Genomic DNA, 22,012 nt, shown 5'->3' with positions numbered 1-22,012 from the left:
AGGCGCGGACAATCGGCGGGGTGACCGTAGAAACCTCGACCACCAATGCCGCAGCCCTCTCCGACGACGAAGTCGCCCTCATCGACAAGTATTGGCGCGCAGCCAATTACCTCTCGGTCGGGCAGATCTACCTGCTGGACAACCCGCTGCTGACCGAACCGCTGTCGTCCGAGCACGTCAAACCCCGGCTGCTGGGCCACTGGGGCACCACCCCCGGGCTCAACCTCATCTACGCGCACCTGAACCGGGTCATCCGCGACCGCGACGCCAGCGTCATCTACGTCACCGGGCCGGGCCACGGCGGGCCCGGGCTGGTCGCCAACGCCTACCTGGAGGGCACCTACACAGAGGTGTACACCGGCATCGAGGAGGACGCCGAGGGGCTGCGAAAATTGTTCCGGCAGTTCTCCTTTCCGGGCGGCATCCCCAGTCACGTCGCGGCCCAGACGCCGGGATCGATCCACGAGGGCGGCGAACTGGGCTACGCGCTGGTGCACGCCTACGGGGCGGCGTTCGACAACCCGGACCTGGTGGTGGCGTGCGTGGTGGGCGACGGCGAGGCCGAGACCGGCCCCCTGGCCGCCGGCTGGCACTCCAACAAGTTCCTGAACCCGGTCACCGACGGCGCCGTGCTGCCCATCCTGCAGCTGAACGGCTACAAGATCGCCAACCCGACCGTGCTGGCCCGCATCCCCCACGCCGAACTCGAATCGCTGCTGCGCGGGTACGGCTACCGCCCCATCACGGTCGCCGGGGACGACCCGGCCAACGTGCACCAGCAGCTGGCCGCCGCCCTCGACGACGCATTCGACGACATCGCGGCCATCCAGCGCGCCGCCCGCAGCGGTAGCCGCTCGGAGCGGCCCGTGTGGCCGATGATCGTTCTGCGCACCCCGAAGGGCTGGACCGGCCCGAAGGTGGTGGACGGCAAGAAGGTGGAGGGCACCTGGCGCGCGCACCAGGTGCCGCTGGCCGAAACCCACGACAATCCCGAGCACCGCGCCCAGCTGGAGGAATGGCTGCGCAGCTACCGGCCCGAGGAGTTGTTCGGCGGCAACGGTGCGCTGCGCCCCGAGCTGCGGGCGCTGGCGCCCCGCGGCGACCGCCGGATGAGCGCCAACCCGCACGCCAACGGCGGGCTGCTGCTGCACGACCTCGAGCTGCCGGACTTCCGCGACTACGCGGTGGCGGTGCCGCAGCCGGCCGCCGAGACGCACGAGGCCACCCGGATACTGGGCACCTTCCTGCGCGACGTGATCGCCCGCAACTCCGACCGATTCCGGCTCATGGGCCCCGACGAGACCGCGTCCAACCGGCTCGATGCCGTCTACGGGGCGACCGACAAGGTGTGGCTCTCCGAAATAGGGCCCGACGACGAGCATCTCGCGCCCGACGGCCGGGTGATGGAGGTGCTCTCCGAGCACCTGTGCCAGGGCTGGCTGGAGGGCTACCTGCTGACCGGCCGGCACGGCCTGTTCAACTGCTACGAGGCGTTCGTGCACATCGTCGACTCGATGCTCAACCAGCACGCGAAGTGGCTGGCCACCAGCAGGGAGCTGTCCTGGCGGCGCCCGATCGCCTCGCTGAACTACCTGCTGACCTCCCACGTCTGGCGCCAGGACCACAACGGCGCGTCACATCAGGACCCCGGCTTCATCGACCTGGTCGCGAACAAGCGGGCTGAGCTGACGCGGGTGTACCTGCCGCCGGACGGCAACACGCTGCTGTCCGTGGCGGACCACTGCCTGCGCAGCCGCAACTACATCAACGTGATCGTGGCGGGCAAGCAGCCCGCGCTGGCCTACCTGGACATGGACCAGGCCATCGCCCACTGCGCGCGCGGGCTGGGCATCTGGCCGTGGGCGAGCACCGCCACCTCCGAGCCCGATGTGGTGCTGGCGTGTGCTGGGGACATCCCGACGCTGGAGGTGCTCGCCGCCGCCGACATCCTGCGGCGCGAGCTGCCTGGCCTGGCCGTCCGGGTGGTCAACGTCGTCGACCTGATGCGGCTGCAACCGGAATCCGAGCACCCGCATGGCTTGCCGGACAAGGAGTTCGACGCGCTGTTCACCCGCGACAAGCCGGTCATCTTCGCCTACCACGGCTACCCGTGGCTGATCCACCGGCTCACCTACCGGCGCACCAACCACCCGCACATCCACGTGCGCGGCTTCAAGGAGCGCGGCACCACGACGACGCCGTTCGACATGGTGATGCTCAACGACCTCGATCGCTTCCACCTGGTCATCGACGTCATCGACCGGGTGGACGGGCTGGCCAGCCAGGCCGCCGTGTTGCGCCAGCGCATGGTCGACGCCCGCCTCGCCGCCCGCGCCTACACCCGCGAGCACGGCGAGGACGACCCGGCGATTTCGGGGTGGACCTGGGAGGCGGGCCAGTCGAGCTGAGCTTGGCCGACGGGGGCCGCAGGTAAACTTGCCGGATGCCCGACGCCATCGCTGCCGCACCGCCGTCGGCGCTCCACCGGTTGCGCATCCATCTGGACATCGCGGTGGTGGTCGTCGTGCTGGTGCTGACCAACCTCGTCGCGCATTTCACCACGCCGTGGGCGAGCATCGCGACCGTCCCGGCCGCCGCCGTCGGGCTGGTCGCGTTGATGCGCTACCGCGGGCTGGGCTGGACGGACCTCGGTCTCGGCCGCGAACACTGGAGGCCCGGGCTGGCGTATGCGCTGGGCGCGGTGGCCGTCGTGGCGTCGGTGATCGCGATCGGGATCCTGTTGCCGGCGACGCGGCCGATGTTCCTGAACAACCACTACGCCACGATCTCCGGCGCGCTGATCGGGTCGATGGTGATCATCCCGCTGCAGACCGTGATCCCGGAGGAGCTGGCGTTTCGGGGCGTGCTGCACGGCGCGCTGAACCGCGCCTGGGGCTTTCGCGGCGTGGCGCTGGGCGGGTCGCTGCTGTTCGGTCTTTGGCACGTCGCCACGTCGCTGGGGCTCACCAGCAACAACGTCGGCTTCACCCGACTGTTCGGCGGCGGGTTCGCTGGGATGCTGGCCGGGGTGACGCTGGCGGTGCTGGCGACCGGGGCGGCCGGCTTCGTGTTCAGCTGGCTGCGCCGGCGAAGCGGCAGCCTGATCGCGCCGATCGCGCTGCACTGGTCGCTGAACGGGCTGGGCGCCCTGGCCGCGGCGCTGGTCTGGCACCTGTCGAGCTGAGGCCCGCTCAGACGAGCAGGACCGCGGCGCCGGCGATTCGGCCGGCGCTCAGGTCCGTCAGGGCCTCGTGGGCCCGGGCGAGTGGGTATTCCGGCGTGGTCACCTCGATGTGGTGCTGCCCGGCGAAGTCGAGGAAGGCGCGCGCGTCGGCCCGCGTGTTCGACGTGACCGATCGGACCTGGCGCTCCTGGAACAGGTGGCGCTGATAGTTCAGGGACGGGATATCGGACAGGTGAATTCCCGCGATCGCCAGGGTGCCGCCGCGGTCCAACGCCGCCAGCGCGGGCAGCACCAGCTCGCCGACGGGAGCGAACAGGATCGCGGCGTCCAACGGCACCGGCGGCGGATCGGCCGCGCCCTGGGCCGACGCGGCGCCGAGTTCCAGCGCCAGCTCGCGTGCCTCGGCCCCGCGGGTCATCACATGCACCTCGGCGCCCTGCGCCAATGCGACCTGCGCGGTGATGTGGGCGCTGCCGCCGAAACCGTAGAGGCCCAGCCGCCCGCCGACAGGCAGCTCCGCGCGCAGCAGGGACCGGTATCCGATGATGCCGGCGCACAGCAACGGCGCCAGTTCGGTGTCGCTGTAACCGCTCGGCAGGTGGTGCGCGAAAGCGGCTGGGACGGTCGCGAATTCGGCGTACCCGCCGTCGGCGTCCCAGCCGGTGTAGCGAGATTCCGGGCACAGGTTCTCGTTGCCCCGGCGGCAGTATTTGCACACGCCGCACGTGTGGCGCAGCCAGGCGATGCCCACCCGGTCCCCCGGTTTGAACCCGTCACCCGCCTCGGCGCCGACCTCGACAACCTCCCCCACCACCTCGTGCCCGGGCGTCACCCGATCGCGGTGCACGGGCAGGTCGCCCTCGGTGACGTGCAGGTCGGTGCGGCACACGCCGCACGCGCGCACCGCCACCAGCAGCTCCGACGGTTGTGGCCGCGGCACGTCGGCGGTGACCTGCTCGAGCGGGCCGGTGGCCATGGGGCCGGGGCGGCGCACCCGCCACGCACGCATCGTCGTGGTCGTCACCGCCGGGGCCATCACTACATCATGCCGCTATTCGTCACGGCCGCAACGGGTCCGGGGTTGGGTGTGAATCGTCGGCGTCGCGTGTGAGCCCCGGGCGGAAAAATCGCCGAGATCCCACCCTGGGCGCACGCTCAAAGCCCTGAGTGCACACTCGGCCGACTCAGGCCGGCAAAGCCCGCTGCGGCGCCGGCGCGGCGGTGGGAGTGACTTCGCCCGCGGGAGCTTGGCCCGGCGCCGGCGCGGGCGCCGGTACCTCGGGAGCGGGCGCCGGAGCGCCGGGGGCGCCCGGCGCCGGAGCGGGGGTCGCGGGCGCTGTCCAGGGCTGGATCGACTCGGCCAGCGCCTTCGCGGCGCCCTGGTCCACCTGGTCGTTCGAGGTTCCGAGCCACACCACGAACCAGCGCTGGGGCGGCCCGTTCCCGGCCGACGGCCCACTGACCACGCCGGTCCAGATCTGGCCGTTCGGCTTGGACGGGTCGCTGAACTTAACCTCGTAGTACGACGCGCTTCCGGTGATCCCGTTCGCACCCGTCAGCGGGGTGGCACTCTGGTTGATCCGGGTGCCGGGATAGGGCATGAAGAACTCACCCATGTCCGAGCCCAGCCGGACCGCGGCCTTGGCGTCGCTGGCTTCGGCACTGGCGTAAAGCTTTTGGTCCAGCCGGCCCATCACGATGCGGGTGTCGTTGGCGACCGGCGGCGCCTGCCCCGGCGCCGGCGGTTGGCCGGTCGTCTTGCTGAGCAATTCCGAACCGTAATCGAGATGCGTCGCGTCGGACTCCACCCAGCCGGCGGGCAGGACGAAGCTGAACCCGCCGACGGCGTTGCCGATCCGGCCCGCGTTGGGGTCGACGGCCGGCGGGGGCGGCGCGTTCGGATCAACCGGCGGCGGGGGCGTCGCGTTGGGGTCGCCGGGCGGGGGCTGCGGCGACGCCGGCGCGGCGGGCGGCGGCGGGGTCGTGGTCGTCGGCGACGCGGGCGCCGGTGCCGCGGTCGTCGTGGTCGGCGGGACAGGCGTCGGAACCTCGGGATCGGCGTTGGAGGTTGCCGGTAACGCGATGGCGACGGCGCTGGCACTGGTCACCGTGGCGATCGCCAGCGTCGCCCACAGCCCTTTCCGACGTGTCGAGTTCGGTTCCACCTGATCCATGGCGACGAACCTACCGCGTTACGGCTGTGACGCAAGGGTGCCGTGCGGCGGTTCGTGCGATGTTTCCGATGTGCAACCTTGCGTGCGTCGGCGCAGGTCAGTGCGGCGCTGGGTACAGCGTGACCTCGTGGGCCTTGACGGAGAACCAGACGCGCTCGCCGGGCGCCAACCGCAGCTCCGTGGCGGCGTCCGCGGTGATTTCCGCGGCCAGCCCCGGGGCGCCGTCCGGCTGCTCGCGGCCTCGCACCAGGACGGCGGACCCGTGGGCAACCAGCTCCGCCACCGTCACCTCGACCGTGTTGCGGGGGCTGCCCCGCGGCCGATCCCGGTACACGGCCACCGCCGTCGGCGGGAACACCGCGACCGCGTTGACCACCCGGCCGTCCAGCTCCTGGGCCGTGGTGGCATACCAGTGCGCGCCGGTGCGATCGTGCAGCGAGCCGTCGGGCCCTACGGTGCCGTTGACCAGGTTGATGCCCGCGATGCGGGCGCCGAAGTGACTGCGCGGCGCGGTGAGAACGTCTGCCACCGGCCCGATTTCGGCGATCTTCCCCGACTCGAGCACCAGCACCCGATCGGCCAGCGTGAACACGTCGAGCAGGTCGTGGGTGATCAGGATGACCGCGCAGCCGGTTCGCGTGACGACGTCGCGCAGCGCCGCGCGGATGCCCGCGGCCGCGGCGACGTCGAGCCCGGCTAACGGCTCGTCGAGCAGCAGCACGTCGGGTTCGGCCGCCAGGGCGCGGGCGATCGCGACCCGCTGGGCCTGACCCCCGGACAGCTCGCGCGGCTTCCGGTCGGCGAAGCGCTCGGCGTCCACCTCGCGCAGCCAGCGCAGCGCGGTCGCCTCTTTGTCGGCGCGACCGAAACGGAACGCGCCCCGGCGACTATGCGGTCCGAACGCCACGTTCGCGGCGACGCTCAGGTGCGGGAACAGCAACGGGTCCTGCAGTAGCAACCCCACCCGGCGGTCGTGTGTTGCCACGTGCACGCCGGCCGCGGTGTCGGTCAGCACCCGGTCGCCCAGTCGCACGACGCCGTCGTCGGGCCGAAGCAGCCCGGCGATGATGTGCAGGGCCGTCGACTTGCCGGCGCCGTTGGGTCCGAGGACGGCGAGCACCTCGCCCGCCGCCACCGAGAACCCCACGTCCAGACCGCGTTCGGCGACGACGGCGCGGACCTGCAACTCACTCACGCCGATAACCCGGTGAGCCGCCGCGCGCCCAGGCCCAGCACCACCAGCGCCGCCACCGCCACCAGCAGGATCGACAGGGCCACGGCCGCGTCCGCGTCGCTCACCCGTTGCAGGTAGATCTCCAGCGGCAGCGTTCGGGTCACCCCCTGCCGCGACCCGGCGAACGTCAGCGTCGCGCCGAACTCGCCCAGCGAGCGGGCGAACGCCAGCACCGCCCCCGACGTCATCCCGGGCAGCAGCAGTGGCAGCGTCACGCGCCACCAGATCGCGCTCGGTCGCGCCCCCAGCGTCGCCGCGACCGTCTCGTAGTCGGCTCCCGCGGTGCGCGCGGCGCCCTCGAGAGCGATCACCAGAAACGGCAGCGAGACGAACGTCTGCGCCAGCACCACCGCGGTCGTGCTGAAGGCGATGCTGACGCCGGCGGCCTCGAGGTATCGCCCGATCAATCCCAGCCGGCCGAACGCATAGAGCAACGCGATGCCGCCCACCACGGGAGGCAGCACGAGCGGCAGCAGGATCAGCGGCCGCAGCACCCGGACCAGGCGCGCGGTGCTGCGGGCCAGCACCAGCGCCATCGGGACACCCAACAGCACGCACAGGGCGGTGCTCGCGGCGGCCGTCCTCAGGCTCAGCAGCAGCGCCGTCCGCGACGAGGGGCTGGTGATCAGCGACCAGAAGTTCGGCCAGTCGACCTTGATCGCGATCGCTATCAGCGGCACGACCACGAACGCGGTCCCCGCGGCGGCGGGGAGGTACACCCATCGGGGCAGATCCGTGCGGCGCTCGCTAATCCGTACACCCCTAACCGTGGTCGGGAGATCTACACCGCCTCAACCTAGTGGTTGCTGCCGATGTGCGACCTCGGAGCGGGTTTGTTGTGACTTTCTGCTGAGGTGCCGGCTCCTTCGGGTGTTGTGACGTTCCTGTTCGATGTCGAGGGTTCGACCCGTCGGTGGGAGGCCGACGCCGAGCGAATGCCGGTCAGGGTTTCGCGAACCCCAACTGGGCCAGGATGTTCCGACCTGTGTCGCCTGTCACCACGGCGACGAACTTTTGCGCCAACGTCGCCTGCGCGGCGTTCTTCAGCACCGCGATTGGATAGACGTTGACGGCGCCGGCGGCCTCCGGAAAGTTCACGGTCGCCACCTTGTCCCCGGCGCTGCGGGCGTCGGTAACGTACACCAGCCCGGCGTCCGCCTGTCCGGTGGTGACCTTGTTGAGGACGTCGGTCACGTTGAGTTCCTCGCTGACCGGGTTGAGCCGCACCCCGGTGCGGTCCTCGACGCGCTGGGTCGCCGATCCGCACGGCACCGGCTTCTGGCAGATCACCACGCTCAGCCCCGCCTTCGCGAGGTCGGCGAAGGACCCGACCTTCTTCGGGTTTCCCGGGGCCGTGACGATGACCAGCGTGTTCGCGGCGAAGTTCGTCGGGTTGCCGGCCAGCAGTCCCGCCTTGGCGACCGTGTCCATCTGCGCGGTGTCCGCCGACGCGAAAACGTCGGCCGTGGCGCCCTGGGTCAACTGCGTGGCGAGCTCCGAGGAACCCGCGAACTCGAAATCGACTGTGCTGCCGGGATTTTGGATCTTGAACTGCTCGGCGATCTGGCCGAACGCCGGCTTCAGCGAGGCCGCGGCGAACACCACAACCTTCCCGGCGGTCGGGGCGGGCCGAGTGGGCGGTGACGACGGCGCTTTCGAGTTGCAGCCCACCAGCCCGGACACCAGCACCGCCGAAACCAAACCGCTCACGATCCCGATCCGCCGCATGAGGGCACCCTAGTCCGCCGATGATGCGGTCTGCGCGGTGGCTAATCGCCGCAAACAAGTGGCTACCGAATAGTTATGCAAATAATCCGCGCGTCGCGGGGCCCGGAGTTTCGCGGAGTAGCTACCGTCCAGTAACATCTTCTTAGATTTATGCCATAAACGCGCTGAGTCCCAGGCAGCTTCTGGGTTCAACGTCGAATACGAGGAGGTCATGGCAGTGGAAGTTCTGGTCACCGGGGGCGACACGGAGCTGGGGCGCACTGTGGCCGAGGGCTTCCGCGACGACGGGCACAAGGTGACCCTCGTGGGCGCGCGCCGCGGCGACCTCGAGGTCGCCGCCAAGGAACTGGACGTGGACGCCATCGTCTGCGACACCGCCGACCCGGCCAGCCTCGCCGAGGCGCGCGGGTTGTTCCCCCATCACCTCGACACCATCGTCAACGTGCCGGCGCTCGCCTGGGACCCGGGCGACCCGCGCACTTACTCGCTGGCCGACACGGCAAAAGCCTGGCGCAACGCCCTCGATGCCACGGTGCTGTCCGTGGCGCTGACCGTCCAGGCCGTCGGCGACAACCTTCGCTCCGGTGGCTCGATCATCAGCGTGGTGGCCGAGAACCCGCCCGCCGGAAGCATCGACGCCGCGATCAAAGCGACGCTGTCGAATTGGACTGCCGGGCAGGCGGAAGCCTTTGGCACCCGCGGGATCACGGTCAACACGGTGGCCAGCGGACGCAGCTCGCAGGCCGGTTACGACGGGCTGTCGCGCACGCCGCCGACGGTCGCCGCCGAGGTCGCCCGACTGGCGCTGTTCCTCACCACCCCGGCGGCCCGCCACATCACCGGCCAGACGCTGCACGTGAGCCACGGCGCTCTGGCGCATTTCGCCTGAGGCTGAATCGCATCCGCTGCACGCCCTGGTTCTGATACGGGGCCGGTGGCTACGGTGAACAACGTGGCTATCCGACTTGGTTTGCAGATTCCCAACTTTTCCTACGGCACCGGGGTGGACAAGCTCTTCCCCACTGTTCTGGCTCAAGCCCGCGAGGCCGAAGCGGCCGGATTCGATTCGGTCTTCGTGATGGACCACTTCTACCAACTGCCCTCGTTGGGCGATCCCGACCAGCCGATGCTGGAGGCCTACACCGCGCTGGGCGCCCTGGCCACCGGAACCGAACGGGTGCAGCTGGGCACCCTGGTGACCGGCAACACCTACCGCAACCCGACACTGCTGGCCAAGATCATCACGACGCTGGACGTGGTGAGCCAGGGCCGCGCGATCCTCGGCATCGGCACCGGCTGGTTCGAACTCGAGCACGACCAGCTGGGCTTCGAATTCGGCACCTTCACCGACAGGTTCAATCGGCTCGAGGAGGCGCTGCAGATCATCCTGCCGATGCTCAAGGGCGAGCGGCCGACGTTCTCGGGCAAGTGGTATCAGGTCGACCAGGCGATGGCGAATCCCCGCTTCCGCGACCACATTCCGTTGATGATCGGCGGCAGCGGAGAGAAGAAGACGATCCCGCTGGCCGCGCGCCACTTCGACCACCTCAACGTCATCGCCGGATTCGACGAGCTGCCCGCCAAGCTGAAGGTCGTGCGGCAACGCTGCGAGGAGATCGGCCGCGACCCGGCCACGCTGGAGACCAGCACGCTGACCACGGCCGTCGTCGACGAGAACTTCAAGGCCGACCAGATCCCCGCCGCGATGACCCAGCGCATGGTGGTCGGTAGCGCCGAGTCGGTGGCCGAACAAATCAAGACGAAGGTATTGGACGCCGGCGTCGACGGCGTGATCATCAACATGCCGTTCTACACGCCGGGCGTCATCAGCGCGGCCGGCGAAGTCCTGCGCCCGCTCGTGGGGCTGTAACGCAAGCCGCATTGGGCGCCGGGCATGACGAGTATCACGTTCACTCGACCAGGCCCGATGAGTGATGTGGTTCATTACACATGCTTACGATCTGGGTTTCGGGGTATCGCCTTCACTAGCGTGGTAGCTAACTGGAGTCGCGCGTCCAGAGACCCCGATCAGGAGCATCCCCCAACATGAGCACGCAAGCAGAAACCACTGCTGCACCCGACCGTCGTCACCAAGTCGTCATCATCGGGTCGGGATTCGGCGGGCTCAACGCGGCAAAGAAGCTCAAGCACGCCAACGTTGACATCAAACTGATCGCGCGCACCACCCACCACCTGTTCCAGCCGCTGCTGTACCAGGTGGCCACCGGCATCGTGTCCGAAGGCGACATCGCCCCGCCCACCCGGGTCATCCTGCGCAGGCAGCGCAACGTCCAGGTGCTGCTCGGCGACGTCACGCACATCGACCTGGAGGGGCGGTTCGTCGTCTCGGACCTGCTCGGCCACACCTACGAAACCCCTTACGACACACTGATCGTCGCCGCCGGCGCCGGCCAGTCCTACTTCGGCAACGACCAATTCGCCGAGTTCGCGCCCGGCATGAAATCGATCGACGACGCCCTTGAGGTGCGGGGCCGGATCCTGAGCGCCTTCGAGCAGGCCGAACGCTCCCGCGACCCCGAACGACGGGCCAAGCTGTTGACGTTCACCGTCATCGGCGCCGGTCCCACAGGCGTCGAAATGGCCGGGCAGATCGCCGAATTGGCCAATCACACCCTGAAGGGGTCATTCCGGGGCATCGATTCCACCCGCGCGCGGGTGATCCTGCTCGACGCCGCCCCCGCGGTGCTGCCGCCGTTCGGCGAAAAGCTCGGCGAGCGGGCGGCGGCGCGGCTGGAGAAGATGGGCGTGGAAATCCAGCTCGGGGCGATGGTCACCGACGTCGACCGCAACGGCATCACGGTCAAGGACTCCGACGGCACCACCAGGCGCATCGAATCCGCGTGCAAGGTGTGGTCCGCCGGGGTGCAGGCCAGCGGGCTGGGCATGGACCTGGCCGAGCAATCCTCGGTCGAGGTCGATCGCGCCGGACGCGTCAAGGTGCTGCCCGACCTGTCCATCCCCGGGCACCCGAACGTGTTCGTCATCGGAGACATGGCCGCCGTGGAGGGCGTGCCGGGGGTGGCCCAGGGAGCCATCCAGGGCGCCAAGTACGTGGCGAGCACACTCAAGGCGGAGCTTCACGGGGCCGATCCGGCCGAGCGCGAACCGTTCCAGTACTTCGACAAGGGCTCCATGGCCACGGTGTCGCGGTTTTCCGCAGTGGCCAAGATCGGTCCGCTGGAGTTCAGCGGCTTCATCGCCTGGCTGATGTGGCTGGTGCTGCACCTGGTGTACCTGGTCGGGTTCAAGACGAAGGTCAGCACGCTGCTGTCGTGGACGGTCACCTTCCTGAGCACCCGCCGCGGCCAGCTCACCATCACCGAGCAGCAGGCGTTCGCCCGCACCCGTATCGAGCAGTTGGCGGTGCTGGCGGCCGAGGCAAAGCGTCCGGCCAGGCGGGCCAGCTAACCCTCCCGCCGGTCGGATTTGAGGGGTGCCGACCGGCTCGGATCGGGCCTGGGCCTAAGCCTCGAGGTTCTGCAGCCGCACCTGACCCCGGGCCACCACGCGATCGTCATCGTCGGTGATGGTGACTAGCCACAGCTGCTGGCGCCGGCCGCGGTGGATCGGCTCGCCGGTGCCGTACACCGTCCCGGAGCTGATCGAACGCAGAAAATCGGTGTTGTTGTTGACCCCGACCACGTTGCCGCCGTCGCCCTTGGTGTTCAGCCAGGTATAGGCGGCCACGCTGGCCATGCTCTCGATCACCGAGCAGTAGACACCGCCGTGCACGAGGCCCATGGGCTGCAACAGTTTCGGGGTGACCTCGAGTTGGGCGCGCACGCGGTCCGGGCTGAGTTCGGTGTAGTGCAGCCCCAATTCGCCGTCGAAGGGCGCGGTGAAGTTCGGCGGCAAGGGCGCGTCGGGTGGTGGCACGCTCATGTGTCTACACCATCGGCCGTCGGGGCCATCCGAGAGGAAACATCCGCGGAAACAGGCGAGCCCCGCGCTGGTGCGCGGGGCTCGCCGATCGAGTAGACCGGGGGTCACTGCAGCCCTCAGGACTCGCCGCGGTCATGTCGCTCGACCGCCATCAGCATAGGCAAGGCTGCCCTAATTTCGCAAGTATGGTTTCGGTATGCCCGAGGTCCGCTGCGCCCGGATAGATACGACGGCCGGTAGTAAGCGGAGTACGCTGGTTTCGACGCTCAGGAGATGAACGCACTATGGCCAAACTGACCCGGCTAGGGGATCTGGAACGCGCCGTGATGGATCATCTGTGGTCCACGCCGGAGCCCCAGACCGTCCGCCAAGTCCACGAAGCGTTGTCGGCGCGACGCGACCTCGCCTACACGACGATCATGACCGTGCTGCAACGGTTGGCCAAGAAGAACCTGGTCTCCCAGATCCGCGACGACCGCGCCCACCGGTACGCGCCGGTGCACGGGCGCGACGAGCTCGTCGCCGGGCTGATGGTGGACGCGCTGGCCCAAGCTGAGGACTCCGGGGGCAGGCAGGCCGCGCTGGTGCACTTCGTTGAGCGCGTCGGTGCCGACGAGGCGGAGGCGCTTCGGCGCGCGCTGGCCGAATTGGAAGCCAATCCGCGCGACAACGCCCGGTCGGCTGGCGCGCCAGCGGAGGACTGAGGGAGACTGGCAGCGTGTCCGCGCTGGCCTTCTCCATCCTCGCGGTGCTGTTGGTCGGCCCGGTGCCGGCCCTCCTAGCACGCGCGACGTGGCCGCTGCGCGCCCCGCGCGCCGCGATGGTGTTGTGGCAGGCCGTCGCCTTGGCCGCGGTGCTCTCGGCGTTCAGCGCCGGGATCGCGATCGCCAGCCGGGTGCTGGTGCCCGGTCCCGACGGGCGGCCGACCGCCAGCGTCATGGGTGCGGCGGGCCGGCTGGGCTGGCCGCTGTGGACGGCGTACATCGCGGTGTTCGCGCTGACCGTGCTGGTCGGCGTCCGGTTGACGGTCGCGGTCGTGCGGGTCGCCATCGCCAATCGGCGCCGGCGGGCCCACCACCGCATGGTGGTCGATCTCGTCGGCGTCGGACACGGGGCGGCCCTCGCTCAGCCGTGCGCCAAGACCCGCGACCTGCGCGTCCTGGACGTCCCGCAACCGCTCGCCTACTGCCTGCCGGGCGTGCGCAGCCGGGTGGTGGTCAGCGAGGGAACGCTGAAGACGCTCGGCGACGCCGAGGTCTCCGCCATCCTGACCCACGAGCGGGCCCACCTGCGCGCCCGCCACGATTTGGTGCTGGAGGCTTTCACCGCGGCGCACGCCGCCTTCCCGCGGTTCGTCCGCAGCGCCAACGCGCTGCGCGCGGTGCAGTTGCTCGTCGAGCTCCTGGCGGACGACGCCGCGGTGCGCGCCACCGGGCGCACTCCCCTGGCCCGGGCGCTGGTCGCCTGCGCCTCGGGGCGGGCGCCGTCGGGTGCGCTGGCAATGGGCGGCACCAGCACAGTGGTGCGGGTGCGCCGGCTCTCGGGCCGCGGCAACAGCCTGCTGCTGGCGGCCACCGCATACCTGGCCGCGGCCGCCGTGTTCGTGGTGCCGACCGTGGCGCTGGTCGTGCCGTGGCTCATCGAGCTGCGACGGCTGTACAACGTCTAGCGTCGGAGTGGGCGATCACCCTGGAATGCCTCTCGGAGTCGGCTGTGCCACAGTGTGATCCGAAAGCTTGTCGGAAAAGTTCTGCGACCTGAGAGGCCAAGCCATGAGTGCCCCGAATCCCCAGACTGGTACCGCGCAGATCGGCGTCACCGGCCTCGCCGTCATGGGCTCCAACATCGCCCGCAACTTCGCCCACCACGGGTACACGGTGGCACTGCACAACCGGTCCGTCGCCAAGACCGACGCGCTGCTCAAAGAACACGGCGACGAGGGCAAGTTCGTGCGCTCGGAGACCATCCCGGAATTCCTCGACGCGCTGGAGAAGCCGCGACGGGTGCTGATCATGGTCAAGGCCGGCGACCCGACCGACGCCGTCATCAACGAGCTCGCCGACGCCATGGAGGAAGGCGACATCATCATCGACGGCGGCAACGCGCTCTACACCGACACCATCCGCCGGGAGAAGGCGATGCGCGAGCGCGGGCTGCACTTCGTCGGCGCCGGCATCTCCGGCGGTGAGGAGGGGGCGCTCAACGGGCCGTCGATCATGCCGGGCGGACCGGCGGAGTCCTACAAATCGCTGGGCCCGCTGCTCGAGGAGATCTCCGCGCACGTCGACGGCGTCCCGTGCTGCACCCACATCGGCCCGGACGGCGCCGGCCACTTCGTCAAGATGGTGCACAACGGCATCGAGTATTCCGACATGCAGCTGATCGGCGAGGCCTACCAGCTGCTGCGCGACGGGCTCGGCAAGACCGCTGGGGAGATCGCAGACGTCTTCGACGAGTGGAACAAGGGCGACCTGGACAGCTTCCTCGTCGAGATCACCGCAAAGGTCCTGCGCCAGACGGACGCCAAGACCGGCAAGCCGCTCGTCGACGTCATCCTCGACGAGGCCGAGCAGAAGGGCACCGGGCGCTGGACGGTGAAGTCGGCGCTGGACCTCGGCGTGCCCGTCACCGGCATCGCCGAGGCGGTGTTCGCCCGCGCGCTGTCGGGTTCCGTCACCCAGCGCAAGGCCACCACCGGGCTGGCGTCCGGGCAGCTCGGCGAAAGGCCGACCGACGCAACGCAATTCGTCGAGGACGTCCGGCAGGCCCTGTACGCGTCGAAGATCATCGCCTATGCCCAGGGGTTCAACCAGATTCAGGCCGGCAGCGCCGAGTACGACTGGGGCATCACGCCGGGCGACCTGGCCACCATCTGGCGCGGCGGCTGCATTATTCGGGCGAAGTTCCTCAACCGCATCAAGGAGGCGTTCGACGAGGACGCCGACCTGCCGACGCTGATCGTCGCGCCGTACTTCCGCGCCGCGATCGAGGCCGCGATCGACGGCTGGCGCCGCGTCGTGGTGACGGCCACCGAGCTGGGCATCCCGATCCCGGGCTTCTCCTCGGCGCTGTCCTACTACGACGCGCTGCGCACCGAGCGGCTGCCCGCGGCGCTCACCCAGGGGCTGCGCGACTTCTTCGGCGCGCACACCTACGGCCGCATCGACGACGACCCCGACAAGCGCTTCCACACCCTGTGGAGCGGGGACCGCAGTGAAGTGCCCGCGTAGCCTTTCTGCGTGTAGAAGGGCCTAAAGGGGGCAAGTCGAATCACATGAGGTTTCTGGACGGGCACCGACCCGGGTACGACCTGACGTACAACGACGTCTTCATCGTGCCGAACCGCTCCGATGTCGCGTCGCGCTTCGACGTCGACCTGTCCACCACCGACGGCTCCGGGACCACCATCCCGGTCGTCGTCGCCAACATGACCGCGGTGGCCGGGCGGCGGATGGCCGAGACGGTGGCGCGGCGCGGCGGGCTGGTGATCCTGCCCCAGGATTTGCCCATCCCCGCGGTGCAGCAGACGGTGGATTTCATCAAGAGCCGCGACATGGTCCTGGACACCCCGGTGGTGCTCGAACCCGACGACTCGGTGTCCGACGCGGTCGCGCTGATCCACAAGCGCGCGCACGGCGTCGCCGTCGTGGTGTTCGAGGGCCGCCCGATCGGTCTGGTCACCGAGTCGTCGTGCCTGGGCGTCGACCGCTTCACCCGGGTGCGCGACGTGGCGGTGACCGACTTCGTGACGGCCCCGGTGGGCGCCGAGCCGCGCAAGATCTTCGACCTGCTCGAGCACGCCCCGATCGGCGTGGCCGTGGTGACCGGCGCGGACGGCACGCTGGCGGGGGTGCTCACCCGCACCGGGGCGGTCCGCGCCGGGCTGTACACGCCGGCCACCGACGCGCGCGGGCGACTGCGCGTCGGCGCGGCCGTCGGCATTAGCGGCGACGTGGGGGCGCGGGCCCGGTCCCTGGCCGAGGTCGGGGTGGACGTGCTCGTCATCGACACCGCGCACGGGCATCAGGTCAAGACGCTGGACGCGATCAAGGTGGTCGCGTCGCTCGACCTGGGCCTGCCGCTGGCCGCGGGCAACGTGGTGTCGGCGGAGGGCACGCGGGACCTGCTGGGCGCCGGGGCGACCATCGTCAAGGTCGGCGTCGGGCCGGGCGCCATGTGCACCACCCGGATGATGACCGGCGTCGGGCGCCCGCAATTCTCCGCCGTGCTCGAATGTGCCTCCGCCGCAAGGAAACTCGGCGGGCACGTGTGGGCCGACGGGGGCATCCGGCATCCGCGGGACGTGGCGCTGGCGCTCGCCGCCGGCGCGTCGAACGTGATGATCGGGTCGTGGTTCGCCGGCACCTACGAGTCGCCGGGCGACCTGATGCGTGACCGCGACGACCAGCCCTACAAGGAGAGCTACGGCATGGCCTCCAAGCGGGCCGTCGTCGCCCGCAGCGGCGCCGAGACCGCGTTCGACCGCGCCCGCAAGGCATTGTTCGAGGAGGGCATCTCGACGGCCCGGATGGGGCTGGACCCCGACCGCGGCGGTGTCGAGGACCTGATCGACCACATCACCGCCGGGGTCCGCAGCACCTGCACTTACGTCGGCGCCTCGACGCTGTCCGAGCTGCACGAGCGGGCCGTCGTCGGGGTGCAATCGGCCGCGGGGTTCGCCGAGGGCCATCCGCTGCCGCTGGGTTGGTGAGTGCGCCGCCGCGGTCGTTCTGCCGGCCGCACGCGTTGGCTACCATGTGAATTCAAGTGAATCTCGGCTGGCAGCAAAGCGCTGCGCCGCATTGAGGGAAAGGGATGACGTGCCGCTGGCACGCGCCGAGGCCCGCACAGTGATCCGGGCAGCGTCCCCGGGGTCTCCGCCATGAACGTCACCGTCACGCTGATCAGCCTGATGGCCATCGCGCTGCTGATCTTCGCCAATGGGGTCTTCGTGGCGGCCGAATTCTCGCTGACCGCCCTGGACCGCAGCGTCGTGGACTCCAACGCGCGCCACGGTGGCCGGCGCGACCGCTTCATCCAGCGTGCCCAGCAGCGGCTGTCGTTTCAGCTCTCGGGCGCCCAACTGGGCATCTCGATCGCCACGCTGGCGACCGGCTACCTGACCGAGCCGTTGGTGGCCGACCTGCCGCATCCGGCGCTGAGCGCGATCGGCATACCGACCCGGCTGGCCGACGCCATCCTCGCGTTCCTGGCGCTGGTGATCGTGACGTCGGTGTCGATGGTGTTCGGCGAGCTGGTCCCGAAATACCTCGCCGTGGCGCGCCCGCTGTCGACCGCCCGCGCCGTCGCCGGCTTCCAGTTGCTGTTCTCGGCGCTGTTCACCCCGGCCATCCGGTTGACGAACGGCGCGGCCAACTGGATCGTGCGCGAGCTGGGCGTCGAGCCGGCCGAGGAGCTGCGCTCGGCCCGCTCGCCGCAGGAGCTGGCGTCGCTGGTGCGCAACTCGGCCCGCACCGGCACCATGGACGCTGCTACCGCCGCCCTGGTGCGGCGATCGCTGCAGTTCGGCGAGCTGACCGCCGAGGAACTGATGACGCCGAGGTCGAAGATCGTCGCGCTGGAAACCGACGAGACGGTCGCCGACCTGATCGCCGCGGCCGCCGAGTCCGGCTTCTCCCGCTTCCCCATCGTCGACGGTGACCTCGACGAGACCGTCGGAATCGTGCACGTCAAGCAGGTGTTCGCGGTGCCGGCGGCCGAGCGCGCGACCACGCTGCTGACGACGCTCGCGCAGCACGTGCCGGTGGTGCCCTCGACGCTGGACGGCGACGCCGTGATGGCCGAGATCCGCGCCAACCCCCTGCAAACCGCGATGGTCGTCGACGAGTACGGCGGCACGGCCGGCATGGTGACCGTCGAGGACCTGATCGAGGAGATCGTGGGCGACGTCCGCGACGAACACGACGACGCGACCCCGGACGTGGTGGCGGCCGGCGCCGGCTGGCGGGTGAACGGGCTGCTGCGCATCGACGAGGTGGCGGCCGCCACCGGATTTCGGGCCCCGGAAGGGCCCTACGAGACGATCGGCGGCCTGGTGCTGCGCGAGCTCGGCCACATCCCGGTGGCCGGGGAGACGGTGGAGCTGACCGCGCTGGATGCCGACGGCCTGCTGGACGTTTCGATGCGCTGGCAGGCGACGGTGGTCCGGATGGACGGTCGGCGCATCGACGTGCTCGAGCTGCAGGAGCTGGGCGAAGCGCCCGCGGGGCGGGGCCCGTCGTGAACGACTGGCTGGGAGCGCTGCTGGCGATCCTTTTGATCGGCGTCAACGCGTTTTTCGTCGGCGCGGAGTTCTCGCTGATCTCGGCGCGCCGCGACCGCCTCGAGGCGCTGGCGGAGCAGGGCAAGGCGCGGGCCGTGGTGGTGATCCGCGCCGGCGAGCAACTGTCGTCCATGCTGGCCGGGGTGCAGCTGGGGGTGACGGTCGCCTCGCTGCTGCTCGGCCGGATCGGTGAGGCCGCGGTCGCCAACCTGTTGCGCTCGGCGTTCGGCCTCGCCGGTTGGCACCCGGCGCTGCTGCACACGCTGTCGCTGGCGCTCGCGCTGGCGATCGTCGTGACCTTGCATGTGCTGCTGGGCGAGATGGTGCCGAAGAACATCGCGCTGGCCGGCCCGGAGCGCGCCGCGATGCTGCTGGTGCCGCCCTACCTGGCGTACGTGCGGGCGGCGCGGCCGTTCATCGCGTTCTACGACAAATGCGCCAACGTGGTGCTGCGCGCGCTGGGGGTCGAGCCCAAGTCGCAGCTCGACGTGTCGGTTTCCACCCGGGAGCTGCGGGTGATGATCACCGAATCGGTGTCCGAGGGGCTGTTGGACGCCGCGGAGCACGGCCGGCTGACGCGGGCGCTGCAGCTGCGCTACCGCCGGGTCGGCGACGTGGCGCGGCCGCTCGCCCAGGTCCGGGCGGTGCCGGTGGCCGCGGCGGGCTCGGGCCCGACGGTGGGCGCGGTCGAAGAGGCCCTGGCCCAGAGCGGTTATTCGCGGTTTCCCGTCGTCGACCCCGACGGGAAGTTCATCGGCTACCTGCACATCAAGGACGTGCTGACGCTCGACAACGACCCGGACACGGTGATCGACCTGGCCTGGGTGCGGCCGCTGCCGCAGGTCCCGACGTCGTTGCCGCTGGCCGACGCCCTGTCTCGGATGCGCCGCAGCAACAGCCACCTGGCATTGGTGACCGACGACGGCGGTGTGGTGGTTGCGATGGTGGCGATGGAAGATCTGGTCGAAGACCTGGTCGGCACCATGCGCGACGCGTAGTGCCGCTGCCCGTCCACCCCGCCGCAGCCCGTATGATCTCCAAGGCTGCCGGGCCGGATAGCGATCCTCGCGGTTTGCCGCGGCGCCACCGTTGGAGCTTTCAGCGCGCGCCTGACCTGCTGTTGAGGGTCGGGCGGATGACGTCCGTCGGGCCGCCGGTCGGTACGCTGAAGGCAATGCGTGTTGAGGGCCAGTGAGGTGTTACGTGGCCCACGATGGAGGAGAAAAATGACTGATCGCGTGTCGGTGGGGAACCTGCGCGTCGCCCGAGTGCTCTACGACTTCGTGAACAACGAGGCCCTGCCCGGCACCGACATCGACCCGGACAGCTTCTGGGCCGGCGTCGACAAAGTCGTGGCCGACCTGACTCCGCAGAACCAGGATTTGCTGAACCGTCGCGACGAGCTGCAGGCCCAGATCGACAAGTGGCACCGGCACCGCGTGATCGAGCCGATCGACGCCGAGGCCTACCGCGCGTTTCTCGCCGAAATCGGCTACCTGCAGCCCGAACCCGAGGACTTCGCCATCACCACCTCGGGTGTCGACGACGAGATCACGACGACGGCCGGCCCCCAGCTGGTGGTGCCCGTGCTCAACGCGCGGTTCGCGCTGAACGCGGCGAACGCCCGCTGGGGATCCCTCTACGACGCGCTCTACGGCACCGACGTCATCCCGGAAACCGACGGCGCCGAGAAGGGATCGAGCTACAACAGGGTGCGCGGCGATAAGGTGATCGCGTACGCGCGCGCCTTCCTCGACCAGGCCGTCCCCCTGGCGTCGGGCTCGTGGGCCGACGCGACCGGGGTCAGCATCGTCGACGGCCAGCTGCAGATCAGCGTCGGCGCGGACGCGGAGCCCGTCGGGCTCGCGAGCCTGGAGAAGTTCGCCGGGTACAGCGGCGAGCTCGGCTCCCCGAACTGGTCGGTGCTGCTGGTCAACCACGGCCTGCACATCGAGATCCTGATCGACCCCCAGTCGCCCGTCGGCCAGACCGACCGGGCCGGCATCAAGGACGTGATCCTGGAATCGGCGATCACCACGATCATGGACTTCGAGGACTCGGTGACCGCCGTCGACGCCGACGACAAGGTGCTGGGCTACCGCAACTGGCTGGGGCTGAACAAGGGTGACCTGGTCGAGGAGGTCAGCAAGGACGGCAAGACCTTCACCCGCGCGCTGAACGCCGACCGCACCTACACCACGCCCGACGGCGGTGAACTCACCCTGCCCGGCCGCAGCCTGCTGTTCGTCCGCAACGTCGGCCACCTGATGACCAACGACGCCATCGTGTCCGTCGGCGACGGAGACGAGGAAAAAGAGGTGTTCGAGGGCATCATGGACGGCCTGTTCACCGGGCTGACCGCGATCCACGGCCTCAAGACCGGTGACGCCAACGGGCCCCTGACCAACAGCCGCACCGGGTCGATCTACATCGTCAAGCCCAAGATGCACGGCCCCGCCGAGGTCGGGTTCACCTGCGAACTGTTCAGCCGCGTCGAAGACGTGCTGGGCCTGCCGCAGGGCACCCTCAAGGTCGGCATCATGGACGAGGAACGCCGCACCACGGTCAACCTCAAGGCGTGCATCAAAGCCGCCGCCGACCGGGTGGTGTTCATCAACACCGGCTTCCTCGACCGCACCGGCGACGAGATCCACACGTCCATGGAAGCCGGCCCGATGATCCGCAAGGGTGCGATGAAGAACAGCACCTGGATCAAGGCCTACGAGGACGCCAACGTCGACATCGGGCTGGCCGCCGGGTTCAAGGGCAAGGCCCAGATCGGCAAGGGCATGTGGGCGATGACCGAGCTGATGGCCGACATGGTCGAGCAGAAGATCGGCCAGCCCAAGGCCGGCGCCACCACCGCGTGGGTGCCGTCGCCGACCGCGGCCACCCTGCACGCCATGCACTACCACTACGTCGACGTGGGCGCCGTGCAGGAGGAGCTCGCGGGCAAGAAGCGCACCACCATCGGCGAGCTGCTGACCATTCCGCTGGCCAAGGAATTGGCTTGGGCGCCAGAGGAAATCCGCGAGGAGCTCGACAACAACTGCCAGTCCATCCTGGGCTACGTGGTGCGCTGGGTGGAGCAGGGCGTCGGCTGCTCGAAGGTCCCCGACATCCACAACACCGCGCTCATGGAGGACCGCGCCACCCTGCGGATCTCCAGCCAGCTGCTGGCCAACTGGCTGCGCCACGGCGTGATCACCAGCGAGGACGTCCGGGCCAGCCTGGAACGCATGGCGCCGCTGGTGGACCGGCAGAACGAGGGCGACGCGGCCTATCGGCCGATGGCGCCCAACTTCGACGACAGCATCGCCTTCCTGGCCGCTCAGGAGCTGATTCTGTCCGGGACGCAGCAGCCCAATGGCTACACCGAGCCGATCCTGCATCGGCGCCGGCGCGAGTTCAAAGCCCGCGCCGCGGGTGCGTAAAAACGGCCCGTCATGCGGTAGGTAGTGCGGTCCGATGACTAGAATCTGCGCCGAGTTCACAAGTCGCACGAC

At 69.7% G+C, this 22,012-nt stretch carries 18 protein-coding genes; 12 read left to right on the top strand and 6 right to left on the bottom strand.

All coding sequences use genetic code 11. The annotated features are described in order from the left end of the window. The first annotated feature begins 20 nt into the window (after positions 1 to 20). Both AC5Y2S_RS20950 and AC5Y2S_RS20945 read left to right on the top strand, forming a co-directional pair. Entirely contained in the window at positions 21 to 2,408 is a 2,388-nt protein-coding gene (locus tag AC5Y2S_RS20950; RefSeq protein ID WP_499958095.1) for a phosphoketolase family protein, read from the top strand. A 35-nt stretch (positions 2,409 to 2,443) separates the two neighbouring features. Beyond that, entirely contained in the window at positions 2,444 to 3,184 is a 741-nt protein-coding gene (locus tag AC5Y2S_RS20945) for a CPBP family intramembrane glutamic endopeptidase (RefSeq protein WP_499958093.1), read from the top strand. A 7-nt stretch (positions 3,185 to 3,191) separates the two neighbouring features. Here the strand turns inward: AC5Y2S_RS20945 and AC5Y2S_RS20940 are convergent, their stop codons facing one another. The 5 genes from AC5Y2S_RS20940 to modA form a co-directional block, all read right to left on the bottom strand. Next, positions 3,192 to 4,220 (bottom strand): zinc-binding alcohol dehydrogenase family protein, encoded by a 1,029-nt coding sequence (locus AC5Y2S_RS20940; protein WP_499958092.1) that lies wholly within the window; start codon positions 4,218 to 4,220, stop codon positions 3,192 to 3,194. A 148-nt stretch (positions 4,221 to 4,368) separates the two neighbouring features. Continuing rightward, entirely contained in the window at positions 4,369 to 5,358 is a 990-nt protein-coding gene (locus AC5Y2S_RS20935; RefSeq protein WP_499958090.1) for an alanine and proline-rich secreted protein Apa, read from the bottom strand. A gap of 97 nt (positions 5,359 to 5,455) precedes the next feature. After that, entirely contained in the window at positions 5,456 to 6,553 is a 1,098-nt protein-coding gene (locus AC5Y2S_RS20930) for a sulfate/molybdate ABC transporter ATP-binding protein (protein WP_499958088.1), read from the bottom strand. Beyond that, positions 6,550 to 7,344 (bottom strand): ABC transporter permease, encoded by a 795-nt coding sequence (locus AC5Y2S_RS20925; protein ID WP_499958509.1) that lies wholly within the window; start codon positions 7,342 to 7,344, stop codon positions 6,550 to 6,552. Before AC5Y2S_RS20925 ends, AC5Y2S_RS20930 begins: the two co-directional genes overlap by 4 nt. 190 nt (positions 7,345 to 7,534) lie before the next feature. Beyond that, the gene (modA, locus tag AC5Y2S_RS20920; protein WP_499958086.1) at positions 7,535 to 8,320 is read right to left on the bottom strand and encodes a molybdate ABC transporter substrate-binding protein; all 786 of its coding nucleotides are present in this window, start codon (positions 8,318 to 8,320) and stop codon (positions 7,535 to 7,537) included. 211 nt (positions 8,321 to 8,531) lie between these two features. On the opposite strand from modA, the gene AC5Y2S_RS20915 reads away from it, so the two are divergent. The 3 genes from AC5Y2S_RS20915 to AC5Y2S_RS20905 all read left to right on the top strand — a co-directional run bounded on the left by AC5Y2S_RS20915 (position 8,532) and on the right by AC5Y2S_RS20905 (position 11,749). Then, positions 8,532 to 9,209 (top strand): SDR family oxidoreductase, encoded by a 678-nt coding sequence (locus tag AC5Y2S_RS20915; protein WP_499958085.1) that lies wholly within the window; start codon positions 8,532 to 8,534, stop codon positions 9,207 to 9,209. A gap of 63 nt (positions 9,210 to 9,272) precedes the next feature. Beyond that, positions 9,273 to 10,190: an LLM class F420-dependent oxidoreductase gene (locus AC5Y2S_RS20910; protein ID WP_499958083.1), complete on the top strand. Its 918-nt coding sequence runs from the start codon at positions 9,273 to 9,275 to the stop codon at positions 10,188 to 10,190. Between the two features lie 176 nt (positions 10,191 to 10,366). Next, a complete protein-coding gene (locus AC5Y2S_RS20905) occupies positions 10,367 to 11,749 on the top strand; it encodes an NAD(P)/FAD-dependent oxidoreductase (protein ID WP_499958081.1) in 1,383 nt (460 codons plus the stop codon). Between the two features lie 54 nt (positions 11,750 to 11,803). Here AC5Y2S_RS20905 and AC5Y2S_RS20900 read toward each other — a convergent pair whose 3' ends face one another. Next, positions 11,804 to 12,223 carry a PaaI family thioesterase gene (locus AC5Y2S_RS20900; RefSeq protein WP_499958080.1) on the bottom strand — a complete coding sequence of 140 codons (420 nt, stop codon included), beginning with the start codon at positions 12,221 to 12,223 and terminating at the stop codon, positions 11,804 to 11,806. Positions 12,224 to 12,507: 284 nt separating this feature from the next. Between AC5Y2S_RS20900 and AC5Y2S_RS20895 the strand changes: the two genes are divergently transcribed. From AC5Y2S_RS20895 to AC5Y2S_RS20865, 7 genes are all read left to right on the top strand, one after another. Continuing rightward, complete coding sequence (locus AC5Y2S_RS20895) at positions 12,508 to 12,927, top strand: BlaI/MecI/CopY family transcriptional regulator (RefSeq protein WP_499880401.1); 420 nt, start codon at positions 12,508 to 12,510, stop codon at positions 12,925 to 12,927. A gap of 14 nt (positions 12,928 to 12,941) precedes the next feature. Next, positions 12,942 to 13,892 carry a M56 family metallopeptidase gene (locus tag AC5Y2S_RS20890; protein ID WP_499958079.1) on the top strand — a complete coding sequence of 317 codons (951 nt, stop codon included), beginning with the start codon at positions 12,942 to 12,944 and terminating at the stop codon, positions 13,890 to 13,892. Between the two features lie 103 nt (positions 13,893 to 13,995). Further along, positions 13,996 to 15,453 carry an NADP-dependent phosphogluconate dehydrogenase gene (gnd, locus tag AC5Y2S_RS20885; protein ID WP_499958078.1) on the top strand — a complete coding sequence of 486 codons (1,458 nt, stop codon included), beginning with the start codon at positions 13,996 to 13,998 and terminating at the stop codon, positions 15,451 to 15,453. A gap of 44 nt (positions 15,454 to 15,497) precedes the next feature. After that, a complete protein-coding gene (locus AC5Y2S_RS20880; protein WP_499958077.1) occupies positions 15,498 to 16,934 on the top strand; it encodes a GuaB1 family IMP dehydrogenase-related protein in 1,437 nt (478 codons plus the stop codon). A 171-nt stretch (positions 16,935 to 17,105) separates the two neighbouring features. Further along, positions 17,106 to 18,467 carry a hemolysin family protein gene (locus AC5Y2S_RS20875; RefSeq protein WP_499958076.1) on the top strand — a complete coding sequence of 454 codons (1,362 nt, stop codon included), beginning with the start codon at positions 17,106 to 17,108 and terminating at the stop codon, positions 18,465 to 18,467. After that, a complete protein-coding gene (locus AC5Y2S_RS20870; RefSeq protein WP_499958075.1) occupies positions 18,464 to 19,504 on the top strand; it encodes a hemolysin family protein in 1,041 nt (346 codons plus the stop codon). Before AC5Y2S_RS20875 ends, AC5Y2S_RS20870 begins: the two co-directional genes overlap by 4 nt. Positions 19,505 to 19,732: 228 nt before the next feature. Then, on the top strand, positions 19,733 to 21,940 hold the full coding sequence (locus AC5Y2S_RS20865) for a malate synthase G (RefSeq protein WP_499958074.1): 2,208 nt from the start codon (positions 19,733 to 19,735) through the stop codon (positions 21,938 to 21,940). Positions 21,941 to 22,012 lie beyond the last annotated feature (72 nt).

The organism is Mycobacterium sp. NGS69 (assembly GCF_059812165.1).
The sequence above is the reverse complement of the archived record's forward strand: the minus strand, read 5'-3'. Positions and strand labels throughout refer to the sequence as shown.